The sequence below is a fragment of the Janthinobacterium sp. GW821-FHT03C08 genome (genome assembly GCF_059420905.1).
The window spans coordinates 18,587-31,977 of the sequence record NZ_JBWKUP010000021.1; the positions used below are offsets into that span (position 1 = coordinate 18,587).

Annotated in this window: 14 protein-coding genes, 2 tRNA genes and 1 riboswitch; of the genes, 9 read left to right on the forward strand and 7 right to left on the reverse strand. The window is 62.6% G+C overall.

What is annotated here, in order from left to right; all coding sequences use genetic code 11:
• The 4 genes from AC07VL_RS24520 to glyA form a co-directional block, all read right to left on the reverse strand.
• A complete protein-coding gene (locus tag AC07VL_RS24520) occupies positions 1-981 on the reverse strand; it encodes a PilW family protein (protein WP_494808146.1) in 981 nt (326 codons plus the stop codon).
• Positions 978-1,544, reverse strand: a complete 567-nt coding sequence (pilV, locus tag AC07VL_RS24525; RefSeq protein WP_494808147.1) for a type IV pilus modification protein PilV — start codon at positions 1,542-1,544, stop codon at positions 978-980. The genes AC07VL_RS24520 and pilV overlap by 4 nt, the downstream gene beginning before the upstream one ends.
• Before the next feature lie 256 nt (positions 1,545-1,800).
• Positions 1,801-2,262, reverse strand: a complete 462-nt coding sequence (nrdR, locus tag AC07VL_RS24530; RefSeq protein ID WP_494808148.1) for a transcriptional regulator NrdR — start codon at positions 2,260-2,262, stop codon at positions 1,801-1,803.
• A gap of 143 nt (positions 2,263-2,405) precedes the next feature.
• Complete coding sequence (gene glyA / locus AC07VL_RS24535; protein ID WP_290600260.1) at positions 2,406-3,653, reverse strand: serine hydroxymethyltransferase; 1,248 nt, start codon at positions 3,651-3,653, stop codon at positions 2,406-2,408.
• Positions 3,654-3,764: 111 nt separating this feature from the next.
• Positions 3,765-3,891, reverse strand: a riboswitch (ZMP/ZTP riboswitch).
• Positions 3,892-4,207: 316 nt separating this feature from the next.
• On the opposite strand from glyA, the gene ybgC reads away from it, so the two are divergent.
• From ybgC to AC07VL_RS24580, 9 genes are all read left to right on the forward strand, one after another.
• Positions 4,208-4,609 carry a tol-pal system-associated acyl-CoA thioesterase gene (ybgC, locus tag AC07VL_RS24540; RefSeq protein WP_494808149.1) on the forward strand — a complete coding sequence of 134 codons (402 nt, stop codon included), beginning with the start codon at positions 4,208-4,210 and terminating at the stop codon, positions 4,607-4,609.
• A gap of 47 nt (positions 4,610-4,656) precedes the next feature.
• Positions 4,657-5,346 carry a protein TolQ gene (gene tolQ / locus AC07VL_RS24545; protein ID WP_494808150.1) on the forward strand — a complete coding sequence of 230 codons (690 nt, stop codon included), beginning with the start codon at positions 4,657-4,659 and terminating at the stop codon, positions 5,344-5,346.
• Between the two features lie 15 nt (positions 5,347-5,361).
• Positions 5,362-5,802, forward strand: a complete 441-nt coding sequence (locus AC07VL_RS24550) for an ExbD/TolR family protein (protein WP_290600257.1) — start codon at positions 5,362-5,364, stop codon at positions 5,800-5,802.
• A gap of 48 nt (positions 5,803-5,850) precedes the next feature.
• The gene (gene tolA, locus AC07VL_RS24555; RefSeq protein WP_494808151.1) at positions 5,851-6,870 is read left to right on the forward strand and encodes a cell envelope integrity protein TolA; all 1,020 of its coding nucleotides are present in this window, start codon (positions 5,851-5,853) and stop codon (positions 6,868-6,870) included.
• A gap of 5 nt (positions 6,871-6,875) precedes the next feature.
• A complete protein-coding gene (gene tolB / locus AC07VL_RS24560; RefSeq protein WP_494808215.1) occupies positions 6,876-8,144 on the forward strand; it encodes a Tol-Pal system beta propeller repeat protein TolB in 1,269 nt (422 codons plus the stop codon).
• A 40-nt stretch (positions 8,145-8,184) separates the two neighbouring features.
• The gene (pal, locus tag AC07VL_RS24565; RefSeq protein WP_494808152.1) at positions 8,185-8,709 is read left to right on the forward strand and encodes a peptidoglycan-associated lipoprotein Pal; all 525 of its coding nucleotides are present in this window, start codon (positions 8,185-8,187) and stop codon (positions 8,707-8,709) included.
• Between the two features lie 134 nt (positions 8,710-8,843).
• Positions 8,844-9,602, forward strand: coding sequence for a tol-pal system protein YbgF (gene ybgF, locus AC07VL_RS24570; RefSeq protein WP_494808153.1), 759 nt, complete (start codon positions 8,844-8,846; stop codon positions 9,600-9,602).
• A 67-nt stretch (positions 9,603-9,669) separates the two neighbouring features.
• Positions 9,670-9,745, forward strand: a tRNA-Lys gene (locus AC07VL_RS24575).
• A gap of 89 nt (positions 9,746-9,834) precedes the next feature.
• Positions 9,835-9,910, forward strand: a tRNA-Lys gene (locus AC07VL_RS24580).
• A gap of 96 nt (positions 9,911-10,006) precedes the next feature.
• On the opposite strand, the gene AC07VL_RS24585 is transcribed toward AC07VL_RS24580, so the two are convergent.
• From AC07VL_RS24585 to AC07VL_RS24595, 3 genes are all read right to left on the reverse strand, one after another.
• Positions 10,007-11,629 (reverse strand): hypothetical protein, encoded by a 1,623-nt coding sequence (locus tag AC07VL_RS24585; RefSeq protein ID WP_494808154.1) that lies wholly within the window; start codon positions 11,627-11,629, stop codon positions 10,007-10,009.
• Positions 11,630-11,759: 130 nt separating this feature from the next.
• Positions 11,760-12,884, reverse strand: coding sequence for an acyltransferase family protein (locus tag AC07VL_RS24590; RefSeq protein WP_494808155.1), 1,125 nt, complete (start codon positions 12,882-12,884; stop codon positions 11,760-11,762).
• Positions 12,885-13,049: 165 nt separating this feature from the next.
• On the reverse strand, positions 13,050-13,358 hold the full coding sequence (locus AC07VL_RS24595; RefSeq protein WP_494808156.1) for an ArsR/SmtB family transcription factor: 309 nt from the start codon (positions 13,356-13,358) through the stop codon (positions 13,050-13,052).
• Positions 13,359-13,391 lie beyond the last annotated feature (33 nt).

Consider the following 13,391-nt stretch of genomic DNA (forward strand, 5'->3'; position numbering starts at 1 on the left):
CTAGTCCGGCCCGTTGCGCAGCATGATGCTCGTTTGCACGATCTGCCGCCGTCGTCCCTGCAGGGCGGGCGGAAAAGCCGTCCGCAGCACGCGCGCGCCCGGGTCGCCGGCGCCCTGCGCCTCGACATACGCCTTGCCGAACAGGTCGAACTGCGCCGGTCCCAGGTCATCGGATTTGCCCGCCGCGCCCGCCTCTCCATGCAGCAGCAGCGCCACGCGCACGCCGGCGATGCGCTTCCAGTGCGTGCGGCGGTGAAAGTCGCGCTGCCGTTCGGCCGCCGTCTCGCCCACCAGCAGCAGCGCCGCGTCGGCGGCATCGAGCAAGCTGGCATTGACGTACAGGTTGGCCACGCCATCGGGCGGCGTATCCGTATCGAGGCCATACAGCACCTGGAAGCCGTCGACGCCGCGGATGATGGCATCCGCTCCCCAGCCGTTCGCGCCACGGTATTTGCAGCGCAATTCGCCCTCGCCATCGGCGCCCTGCGCCACGTAGAAAATGCTCCAGCCCCGCTGCGCCTCGGTGTGCGCGGCGCCCACGCCGAAGCCGGCGCAATTGAGGACGGAACCGTCGCCGCCCTCGTCCGCGCCGGCACCGTCGTAGCGCAAGGCCAGCACGTCGCTGCCATGCATGACGTCGGGCAAGGCCTGGCCGATACCCTCGCTGTTCTTGCCCAGGCCATGCGCGTCGAGCCCGGCGATATTGGCGCTGTCTTCGCTGGCGTGAAACAGCGGCGCGGCATCGCCGTCCCAGTTAACGTACGCCGTCTGGCGCACGGCGCGGGCGATGGCGTCGAGCGCATAGCGGCCGTTGTCGTCCAGGCGCGCGCCGGCCGACTGCTCCGCATAACTGCTGCTCGCCGCCAGCAGCACGGCGCTGGCGGCGAGCAGCAGCAAGGCGCCAACCGCCATGGCCACCAGCAATTCAACCAGGCCCATGCCCCGACGCCAGCTGGCTCCCGCGCCCCGCATGCCGTTCATGGACCGCCTCCGCCCAGCTGCAGCAGCAGTTTGGGGGGCGCTTCGCCCGCCCCGTTCACGGCGGGCTGGCCGTCGGGCTGGCGGCCGCGCCAGCCCAGCTTGATGACGATGGGCGCCCCCTTGCCGCCGCTGCAAGCCCAGTCCGGCCCCTGGGCGGCGGCATTCCACGCCGCCATGTCGCGGCAGATGTGCAGGCGGGCGCCGGGCAAGCCCGCATGCAGCTGCTGCTTCCATTCGGCGATATCGAATTGCGCCAGCTGCGCCGCGCCGCAGGCGCCGGCACCGAAGCAGCCGGGCGCGCCGCCGTCCTGCGCTGGGGTACCATCCGGCGCCGCTTCGTAGGCCACGCCCAGGTAGGGATTGCCGGCGTCGGGACCTTCCATGAGTGCGCTGTTGGCGCGCATGCGTTCGGCCATGCCGGCGGCCAGTTGCGCGGCGGCCGACAGCAGCGCCGATTCATGGCGCGCGCGCAGGGAGGTCAGCTGCAAAATGCTGGCGCCGAGCAAGCCCAGCGCCAGTAGCAGCAGCGACACCAGCACCTCGACGAGGGAACTGCCATCCATGGATCCACGCGCACTGCCGTGCATGACGTCCTCCTGCAAATTGCGCCGCGCGAAAGCACGACCCAGCTACACGATAGGCGCGCGCCGAAACGCGGGCATGAGGCAGCGCAAACGTCGCGGCGAAAAGGCGGAAAATCAGAAAAAAGCGGGGAAAAAAACGCGCCGGGATTGATCAGGCGGCTTGCCAGGCGAGCGCTGGCGTGGTGGTGCGGGACGCTCCATCAGTCCCGCTGGCGGCAGGCAACGGCGGGGAGCCTCAGGGCTTGCGCGCCTGCCCCACTTCGGCGATCGCATCCTGGAATTCGGCCAGGTCTTCGAAATTCTTGTACACGGAGGCGAAGCGGATATACGCGATCTTGTCCAGGCGCTTGAGTTCCTGCATGACGAGTTCGCCGATATAGCCGGAATCGACTTCACGCAAACCGCTCGTCAGCAGTTTTTCCTGGATGGAGGCGATGGCGGTATCCACGGAGGCGGCCGCGACGGGACGCTTGCGCAAGGCCAGCATCAAACTGCCGCGCAACTTATCCGCAGCGAACTCCGTCCGGCTGCCATTCTTTTTGACGACGGCCGGCATGATAAGTTCAATGCGCTCATAGGTCGTGAAACGCTTGTCGCATTGGCTGCAGCGGCGCCGGCGCCGGATGGCATCCCCTTCCTCCGATACGCGCGTATCGAGAACCTGGGTGTCGCCGTGCTGGCAGAATGGACATTTCATGGGCTGGCTACAACTTTATAGTAATAATTACGGGAAATCGCCGCCCTTAAGCAAAAGGCGCCCGAATCACTCCGGGCGCCCTGGGGCACGAAGGAATGTGTCATACAGAATCTTACTCCGTATGACACATTCTGGACAAATAATTATGCTGCGTACACAGGGTGCGCGTCGGCCAGCACTTTCACGGCCGCTTTCACGCGCTCGATGGTGGCGGCGTCATGCGGGTTGTCCAGCACGTCGGCGATCAGGTTGCCCACTTCTTCCGCTTGCGCTTCCTTGAAGCCGCGCGTCGTCATGGCCGGGCTGCCCAGGCGGATGCCCGAGGTGACGAACGGTTTTTGCGGGTCGTTCGGGATGCCGTTCTTGTTGCAGGTGATGTGCGCGGAACCGAGGATGGCTTCGGCTTCCTTGCCCGTCAGGTTCTTGGCGCGCAGGTCGACCAGCATGACGTGCGATTCCGTGCCGCCGGAAACGATGCGCAGGCCGCGCTTGATCAGGGTTTTTGCCAGCACGTCGGCGTTCTTGACCACTTGCTTCTGGTATTCGACGAATTCAGGGCTCAGCGCTTCCTTGAAGGCGACGGCCTTGCCGGCGATCACGTGCATCAGCGGGCCGCCCTGGATGCCGGGGAAGATGGCCGAGTTGATGGCTTTTTCGTGTTCGGCCTTCATCAGGATGATGCCGCCGCGCGGGCCGCGCAGCGATTTGTGCGTGGTCGAGGTGACGAAGTCGGCGAACGGCACCGGGTTCGGGTACAGGCCGGCGGCGATCAGGCCCGCGTAGTGGGCCATGTCGACCATGAAGTAGGCGCCCACTTCCTTGGCGATCTTGCTGAAACGCTCGAAGTCGATCTTTTTCGAGAAGGCCGATGCGCCGGCGATGATCAGCTTGGGCTTGCGTTCGCGGGCCAGGCGTTCCATGGCTTCGTAGTCGATGTCTTCTTCCGCCGTCAAGCCGTACGAGACGACGTCGAACCACTTGCCGGACATGTTCAGCGGCATGCCGTGGGTCAGGTGGCCGCCTTCGGCCAGCGACATGCCCATGATCAGGTCGCCCGGTTTCAGCATGGCGAAGAACACGCCCTGGTTCGCCTGCGAACCCGAGTTCGGCTGCACGTTGGCGCATTCGGCGCCGAACAGCTGTTTCACGCGGTCGATGGCCAGTTGCTCGGCCACGTCGACGTATTCGCAGCCGCCGTAGTAGCGCTTGCCTGGATAGCCTTCGGCATACTTGTTCGTCAGCTGCGAGCCTTGCGCTTCCATTACGGCTGGCGACGTGTAGTTTTCCGACGCGATCAGTTCGATATGGTCGTGCTGGCGCGTATTTTCTTTCTGGATGACGGCGAACAATTCAGGATCGACGTTGGCGAGGGTGTGATCTTTTGCAAACATGTAAAAACTCCAAGTATGAGGGTGCTTGTACTGGCAGGTTGGATCGAATGAGGGGAGCCGGCGTTAAGTGAATAACAACATTGGACAGGCAGCCTCTTCGTGCTTTTCCATAGTGGCTACCCAGGCGAACGGCGGATGAAAAATCTCACGTTTCCCGGTGGGTGCCCACCTTTCGCCGGCAAGACGACCGCCACATCGTGGGGATCGCTCCGACTTTTCGCCAGTCACGTGAGACGTAATGGAAATCAAATTGTAAGTTAAGTGCCCAAATTGAGCAAGGAATGCAGCGCTGCGGCTATAATCGCCGCGCGCTGCAGCCGCCCGGGCGCGCCACGGTCCATGCCCGGGGTGAGGACGCCCGTTCTTAAGCTGAACTTAAACCTGGCCAGGGCATGTAAGCGTATGTTACGAAGCTTGCCATCGCGCACCCCGGATCTACAATGCTGCGGTGCAACTTGCATGCTGCTTTTACATGGCTTTCCAGCAAGCGCCTTAAGTCACAACAAGAAAAATCGCGTAAAATGTTGCTCAATCTCACTACTGGCGCAATAAACATGCCTTCAGTCTTTACCTGGAACGTACGTGTCTACTATGAAGACACCGACGCCGGCGGCATCGTCTATTACGCGAACTACCTGAAATTCTTCGAGCGCGCACGCACCGAATGGCTGCGCGCCATTGACGTGGGCCAGCAGGAATTGCTGCAAACGCACGACGCGATGTTCGTTGTCAAAAGCGTCAACGCCGACTATCATGCGCCAGCCAGGCTCGATGACACGTTAAGATTAACCCTGAGCATAGAAAAGATGGGGCGCGCCTCCATCGTTTTCCTGCAACAAGCCTGGTGCGGCGACAGCCTGCTCAACACGGCCCGCGTCAAGATCGGCTGCGTCGACTCAAGCATGCGCCCGCGCGCCGTGCCCGATGCCGTGGCGGCCCGCATGCGCGCCGCCTGAGCCCCACCCCGCCACCCCGGACAATTCACCCAACAGACTGCCAGCCAATGAACGTTACACAAGATCTTTCTTTCCTCGCGCTCATCACCAATGCCCACCTGATCGTGCAACTGATCATGGCCCTGCTGTTGCTGATCTCCCTGACCAGCTGGACCTATATTTTCCGCAAGATGTTTGCCGTGCGCCAGGCGCGCAAGCAGACCATCGAATTCGAACGCAGCTTCTGGGCCGGCGGCAACCTGCATGCGCTGCATCAAAGCGCCAGCGGCAACCGCGACCAGAGCGGCGCGCTGGCCCGCATCTTTGACGCCGGCATGGGCGAATTCATCAAGGGCAAGGCGTCCTACGGTTCGCGCGACGCGCTGGACGTCGGCGCCGTGCTCGACGGTGCCCGCCGCGCCATGCGCGCCGCCTTCCAGCGCGAAATGGATGCGCTCGAATCGCACCTGGCCTTCCTCGCCTCCGTCGGCTCCGTCTCGCCGTACATCGGCCTGCTGGGCACGGTATGGGGCATCATGAACGCCTTCCGCGGCCTGGCCAACGTGCAGCAAGCCACCCTGGCCGCCGTCGCGCCCGGCATTGCCGAAGCGCTGATCGCCACCGCCATCGGCCTGTTCGCGGCGATTCCCGCCGTCGTCGCCTACAACCGTTTCTCGCACGACATCGACCGCCTGGCGATCCGCTTCGAAAGCTTCGTCGAGGAATTCTCCAACATCTTGCAGCGCCAGTCGCGCTAAGGGGGAGCACTGCCCATGGGTTCCTCATTCAATAGCGGCGGCATGCGCGGCGGCCGCGGCCGCAAGTTCAAGTCGGAAATCAACGTCGTGCCGTACATCGACGTGATGCTGGTGCTCTTGATCATTTTCATGGTGATGCCGTCGTCGAACAATCCCAGCGTGGTGAACCTGCCCAACGCGGAAAAGACGGCGAAACCGCCCGATGACTATATCCAGATCGTGCTGAAGCCAAATGGTTCGCTGTCGATCGGCCTGATCGGCAAGGACCAGCTGGCGCCGGAAACGGAACCGAACCGCGACGCCCTGCTGCGCAAGCTGCGCGGCTTGCACGAAAGCAATCCCGAGTATCCCGTGATGATCGCGGGCGACAAGGACAGCAAGTACGACGACGTGATCCAGCTCATTTCGGAAGCGAAGAAGATGGGCATTACCCGCGTCGGCCTGGCCACCAAGTAGGCGCACCACCGTATATCCGGACTTGACCGTTTTTAGATAGACTAGACTTTGCAGACCAAACCAATCGACCATGTACTCGGCAAGCCCTACAGCGTGCCGCGCGAACGCAGCCGCTGGCCCTCGCTGGGCCTGGCGCTGGCGATGCACCTTGGCCTGCTGTTTTTCCTGTGGGTAGGCGTACACTGGCAAAGCACGGAGCCGGTCGCCGTGGAAGCGGAAGTGTGGGACATGCAGGTGCAGACGGCCGCGCCGGCGCCCGAAGTGACTACCGAGCCGGAACCGACGCCGGCCCCGCCGCCGGAGCCGGAAGTGGAGCAGCCCGCCCCGCCGCCACCGCCGCCCGTGGCCGCGCCCGAGCCGAAGGTCGACCTGCGCGAGGCGGAAATCGCCCTCGAACGCAAGAAGGCCAAGCTGAAGGAAGAAAAAGAGAAAGCGGCAGCGGAAGAACGCCGCAAGCAGGAACAGAAGAAGGAACGCGAGGAAGAAAAGCGCGAACTGGAGAAACAGAAGCAGAAAGAGAAAGAAAAGGCCGAGAAGCTGGAAAAAGAGAAGGCTGACAAGCTAGAAAAAGCCAAGCTCGAAAAAGAGAAAGAAAAAGCGCAAGAAAAAGCCGAGAAGGAACTGGCGGACAAGAAAGCGGCGGCGGAAAAAGCCGCCAAGGCGAAAAAAGCGGCGGAAGAGAAAAAAGCCGCCGACAAGGCACGCGCCGCCGAGATGAGCCGCATCACGGGCGCCGTCGGCACGGGCACGACGGGCACGGCCGCGAAAGCGACCGCGCCCCGCAAGGACAGCGGCTATGTCGCTGCCCTGACGAGCAAGATCAAGGGCAACCTCGCGTACAGCGGCAGCACGGACGTGCCGGGCAACCCGCGCGCCGTGTTCAAGATCGAGCAATTGCCAACTGGGGAAATTATTTCGGTCCGAAAGATAAAAAGTAGCGGACTGCCGGCGTATGACAGCGCGGTGGAAAACGCCATTAATAAATCGTCGCCACTGCCGAAGAAAAAAGACGGCACCGTGGAACGCGAGATTGAACTCATATTCGAGATGAAGGATTTGCCTAAATGATGACCATGAAAAAAATGAGCTATGTCGTGCTCTGCGCCGGCTTGCTGCTCGGCGCCACCAGCGCCCAGGCGCAGCTGCGCGTGGAAATTACCGGTATCGGCAGCAACCAGATCCCTGTCGCCATCGCCAATTTCGTCAATGAGTCGGCGGCGCCGCAGCCGCTGTCGTCCATCATCAAGGCCGATTTGACGCGCAGCGGCGTCTTCAAGCTGATCGATGCCGATACGGCCATCGCGGAAACGGCGCCCGTCAGCTACGACCAGTGGAAAGCGCGCGGCGCCGACGCGCTGGCCGCCGGCAGCGTGCAGACCATGGCCGACGGCCGCCTGGACGTGCGCTACAAGCTGTTCGACACCATCAAGGGTACGCAGCTGTCGAGCATGAACAATGCGGCCGCGCCGCAGTTCAACCGCCTGCTGGCGCACAAGATCGCCGATGACATCTATGAAAAGCTGACGGGCACCAAGGGCGCGTTTTCCACGCGCATCGCCTACGTCACGCAATCGGGGCGCGAATACCGCCTGGAAGTGGCCGACGCCGATGGCGAAGGCATCCAGGTCGCCCTGCGTTCGCACGAGCCGATCATTTCGCCCGCCTGGTCGCCGGACGGCACCAAGGTGGCCTATGTGTCGTTTGAAAAACGCAAGCCCATCGTCTACGTGCAAAACCTGGTGACGCGCCAGCGCACCATCGTGTCGAACGAAAAAGGCAGCAACTCGGCGCCCAGCTGGAGCCCGGACGGCACGCGCCTGGCCGTGGCCCTGTCGCGCGACGGCCATACCCAGGTCTACATCATGAACGCCGATGGCAGCGGCCTGCGCCGCCTGTCCACCAGCAGCGGCATCGATACGGAACCGCAATTCTCGGCCGATGGCCAGAGCATTTACTTCACCAGCGACCGCAGCGGCGGACCACAAATCTACCGCATGCCACTCAACGGCGGCGAAGCCAAGCGCGTGACGTTTGGCGGCTCCTACAACACCAGCCCGCGGATTTCACCCGACGGGAAGACACTCGCTTATATTTCCCGTCGCGACGGCAATTTCCAGCTCTACGCGCTTGACCTGGCTAGTGGCCAGGACCTGCGCCTGTCGGACACCGCCAACGACGAATCACCGAGCTTTTCGCCCAACGGGAAATATATCATGTACGCGACCGAATCCGGACGACGCAAGTCGTTGGCGGTGGTTTCGGTGGATGGCCGCGTCAAGCAGCGTCTGACCACGCAAGCTGGCAATATCAAGGAGCCCACCTGGGGTCCTTTCATGAAGTAATGCAGTACGTTTTACCTTAACCACGACCCGGAGAATAAAAATGAGTAACTTTAAAAGTTTAGCTTTCATCGCAGCTACTGCAGCCCTGTTGTCGGCTTGCAGCACCCCTGTCAAACTGGCAGAAACCCCAGTCGTCGAGCGCGCTCCTGAAAAAACCGCGCCTCCAGCAGCCGACACGCGCGAAGTCAACACCGTCGTCGCTGAAGTCGTCGATCCGCTGAACGATCCAAAAGGCGTGCTGGCCAACCGCAGCGTGTACTTCGATTTCGACAAATACGTCGTGCGTGAATCGGAAACGCCAGTGGTGCAAAACCACGCCGCTTACCTGGTGAAGACCCCGTCGCGCAAAGTCATCATCCAAGGCAACACCGATGATCGCGGCGGCGCCGAGTACAACCTGGCCCTGGGCCAGAAACGTGCCGAAGCCGTGCGCAAGTCGATGGCCGCCCTGGGCGTGTCCGACAGCCAGATGGAAGCTGTGTCCTTCGGCAAGGAAAAGCCTAAGGCTCAAGGCAACAACGAAGCAGCATGGGCAGAAAACCGCCGCGCTGACATCGTTTATTGATGTACAGCGGTAGGCGCAGCAAGATAGACGCTTACCTAACTGGCCAGTCATAGGCATAATAATGGGGCGCAGCGCGGTGGTTCACCGCCCGGCGCCCCGTTTGCATGTATGCGTAACTTTTGAAAGCCCGACCCATGATGACATTCTCGAAAGCCGGCGTCGCCGCCGCCCTGCTGGCCGCTTTTGCCACCCTGCCCCTGCATGCCAACGCAGCCCTGTTCGACGACGACGAAGCACGCAAGGCCATCCTGGAGCTGCGCTCGAAAGTCGACGCACTGGCACGCGACATGAACAGCCGCATCGACACCAAGGCGGACAAGACGAGCACCTTGAGCCTGCTCAACCAGCACGACCAGACCATGCAGGAGATCGCCCGCCTGCGGGGCCAGATCGAAGTGCTGGGCAATGACCTGGCGAATGCGCAAAAGCGCCAGAAGGATTTCTACACCGACCTCGACGCGCGCCTGCGCAAGCTCGAACCGCGCCAGGTCACCATCGACGGCCAGGAAGCGGCCGTCGGCGTGTCCGAGCAAAGCTCGTACGAAGCGGCGCTGGCCCTGTTCAAGTCGGGCGACTACAAGGGCGCCGCCACGGCGCTGGACGCCTTCGTCAAGCGCTATCCGGAGTCGGCCTACGCGGCCAATGCGCAATACTGGCTCGGCAACGCGTATTACGCCCAGCGCGACTGCAAGAGCGCCATCAGCGCCCAGCAAGCCGTCGTGAAGAACTACCCGGACAGCCCGAAGGCGGCCGACGCCATGCTCAACATCGCCAGCTGCTACACGGAGATGAAGGACAAGGCCAACACCACCAAGACCCTGAACGCCCTGATCTCGCGCTATCCGGACTCCAGCGCCGCCCAGACGGCCAAGGAACGGGCCGGCAAAAAGTAAAAGCGGGGAAAAAGTTGCCCGTTAGGTTTGACAGAATCCCGGGCACCCCCTATAATCTTTCTTCTTCGGGTCGTTAGCTCAGCTGGTAGAGCAGCGGACTTTTAATCCGTTGGTCGCAGGTTCGAATCCCGCACGGCCTACCACGAATACGCAGTACTGATCTGCTTGCGAGTTGTTATAGCAAGCATTTTTTTACGGCACAGTGTTACCGAAGTTGTTGTAAAAAGTTTTTGGGTCGTTAGCTCAGCTGGTAGAGCAGCGGACTTTTAATCCGTTGGTCGCAGGTTCGAATCCCGCACGGCCTACCAAATACTTCAGAGAAGCCAACCGTTCGCGGTTGGCTTTTTTGTTTTGCGGCCGCATTGGGGCCTTTGCCAACTCCCGCTGGCAAAGGCCGTGCACGCTTACTCCCTGCCGGGAATATCGGCGTTATGGAATCTGCTCATGCCCACCACGCGCGTGTCGCTGTCGGCGTAGCTCAGCTCGACCGTGTCGCCGGGCCGGGTCAGCACCAGCTCTTCGGACAGGTCCGAACTGCCCGTGAAGATGGTGCCTAGCGTCTTGTCGCCCGCGGCGATGGTGATGTAATACATGGTCTGGCTGTTCCTGAATTCGGCGGCGATGCGCACGACCGTGCCCTTGAGCGCCACCTCGCGTGCTTCGGTGCCGATGTCGGCCGCCACGCGGTTGCTCGAGCGTTTCGACTGATAGCTGCGCAAGGTGGCGTTCAGCGTGTCGGCCACGCCGATGACCTGGTTGTTGCGCATGTCGACCATGCCGAAGGCGCGCGAAACGCCCTGCACGTCGCGCAGCGCCATCACATAGGTGGGCGCGCCATTGACGAGGAAGGGCAGCGGATTGGTTGCCTTGTAGTGCTTTTCGGGATTCACATTTTCCACCGCATGGGCCGCGGTGGCCTGCGACACGGACGGCACCTTGAACCAGCGCACGGCCTTGGTGCGGGAATCGACAAAGTAAAAGCCGGACAAGCCGTTGTTCTTGCCTTTCGACGTCATGCCGCCCACCCAGTACGGACGCTGGTCGGAACCGTAGACCAGGTCGAGCATGCCGTCCACGCGCAGGCGCCCTTCATTGTTCAGGTTGATAAAGCCGTGCACGTATTCGCCGCGGTCCTGCATTTGCTCGAGAATGAATTCCTCGGCCTGGATGCGGTCCACCCAGGCCGGTTCTGCACCCATCTTGTAGCGCCGCACTTCGCCCGTGACGGCATTGACGGTGATGATGCCGCTCGACTCGCTGCCCGAGAAGCCCACCTTGTGCTCGTACACCGTGCCGACGTAGTACGGCACGCCGCTGTCATCAATTTCCGGCTCGAAATCCGTCAGGCCGACCCTGGTGTTGCCCGACAGATAAGCGTGCCGCTCCACGTAGTCGCCGAAATAGCCGGACTGCAGATAGCGCATCTTCAGGGGCTTGCCCTCGAGCTCCATGACCAGCCGCACATCGGCCGGATCATGCGCCGACACCACCAGATAGCCGGGCGTGGCGCCATCCGCGAACCATTTGAAGAAGCCGCTGTGCTCGAGGAAGGCCACCCAGACGAGCTTGCCATTGACCAGCTGCTTCACCGGCGTGCCGACGGCCACCTGGGAACCGAGCGAGGCGATTTCCGACAGGCGCTTTTGCATGGCCTGCAAGGCCATGTCCTGCGACACGAGCGGCGCTTGTTCGATATCAATGGGCGGCAATGCATCGTGGAAATTCGCCGGCGCTTCCGCCCCCAGCATCTTGTAGTACGCGTTCGCGTGCAGCAATGGCGCGCTGGTGAGGAAAACAATGGCGCCAAAGAGCGCGGCCAGGACCACGTAGGCGGCGGTGAACTCCTTGCGGCCCGCCAGCGCAACGGCCGGCAAGGCCGCGATCAAGGCGATGACATAGATGCCGGCGAAATCGAATGCCAGCGTCGGGGCCTGGAAATAGCCCAGCGCCAGCAACAGCAAAAGAGAGAGCACCAGGCCGGCGATGCGCAAGGGACGGCGGTATGAGGCGTGGCTTCTTATGATCATTTTTAGATACGGGCGTGATTGAACGGAGCTTGACTGTTGTCAATCCCGATAGCATAGCATCTTGATCACTTTTTATGTGCCGTCAGGCAACACGCCGGCCGCCGGCGACGCCTCGGGCCAGGCCCCGCGCTCAGCCCAGTACGGGGCGCATGCGCAAGTGCGCCACGGCCAGCGGCACGACCCGCCCCAGCGGCACCTCCACCCAGCGGTAAAACGCGGCCCCGGCCAGCAGGCTGGCGCTCCAGGCCGTCAGCATGCCCAGCGCCTGCCAGGCCGGTTCGAGCGGCACGTAGGCGGTGAACAGCGCATTCACCAGCAGGCTGACGGGAAAGTGCACGAGGAAGATGGCGTACGAAATGCGGCCCAGAGTGTTGACGATGTTCCACGCGCGGCCTTGGGAAGGCGTGCGGGCGCGGCCGAACAGGATCAGGGCGCAGGCGACGACCAGCGCCAGGGCAATGCGGCTGCGGTAGTCGATGGCCAGCCCCAGCAGGACGGGCACCGCCATCATGCACATCAGCGCAGTGATGGCGCCGGGCTTGCGGGCTGGATCGCCGGCCCACCAGGCCAGCATGCCCAGACCATAGCTGCCAAAGAAGTACGGCGCCCAGTTGTCCCAATCCGCATCCAGGTTGAAATACAGCAGGGAAAAGGTGATGCCGGCGCTAACCGCCAGCGGCATCAGCCAGGGCAGCGCCCGCCGGCCCGCCAGCATGCCACCCAGCCATAGCAGCAGCACGGTCAGCATATACAGCTGGAAATCGATGGCCACGTACCAGGCGCCGGCCGACAGCGATTCATAGCCCAGCACGCCATGCAGCAGCAGGGCATGGGCGCTCAGCTGGCCCAGGGTGACGGCGGCCGACATGGAATCGTGCAGCATCCAGATGCCCGCCACGGGCGTCAGCACGGCGGCGAGCAGGGTGGCTGCCAGGAACGGCGGCGCCAGCTTGGCATAGCGGCGCCAGATCGCTTGCGCGGGATAAGCCATGCCGGGGCGGGCGGCAGGCGAGAGGGACTTGGCGGCGAGGAAGCCGCCGATGACGAGGAACACTTGCACGGCAATGCGCGCGTTGCCGCCCAGCCAGTCCAGCACCTCGGGCCACAGGGGCTGGACGTAGTCGGACATGGGGCCGTAGAACGCCAGGTGGTGCAGCACGATCAGCTGCGCCGCGCCTGCCTTCAATACATTGATCCAGCCAAACTGCGGACGAGGTGCCAGGTCCGCCTGTGATACCGCTGCTGCTGCCGTCATTCCCTATCCTTGCCGTGCCAGGCAGTGTCGCCAGCCCATCGCGCAAGGGGTACGCGGCCGGGGATCTACCAAAAGGCCGATATCATAGCCGAGGCTGGCAAATGGCGTGGCGGCAATGCCGCGTAGAAATGAATTCTCGACTGCGCCGCAGTCCTGCCCTGACGCCTACGCCTGCGGCTGCTGCGCGAGGATGGCATCGAGCAGGCCGGGGAAACGGCTGTCGATATCGGCGCGGCGCAGGGTATTCATGTGCGTCGTGCCCACGTTTTCCGTGCACACCAGGCCCGCTTCGCGCAAGACCTTGAAGTGGTGCGAGACGGTCGATTTCGGCCGTCCGCCATCGAGGTCGCCGCAGGCGGCCGCCTCGACTCTAGCCAGGTGGCGCACGATGTCGAGGCGGATGGAATCGCTGAGGGCATACAGCACGCGCTCGAGGACGAATTCGCTGGCGGAAGGATGTTTGTGTGGACGCATGAGCAGAATCATACCGCATCGGCTATACTAATT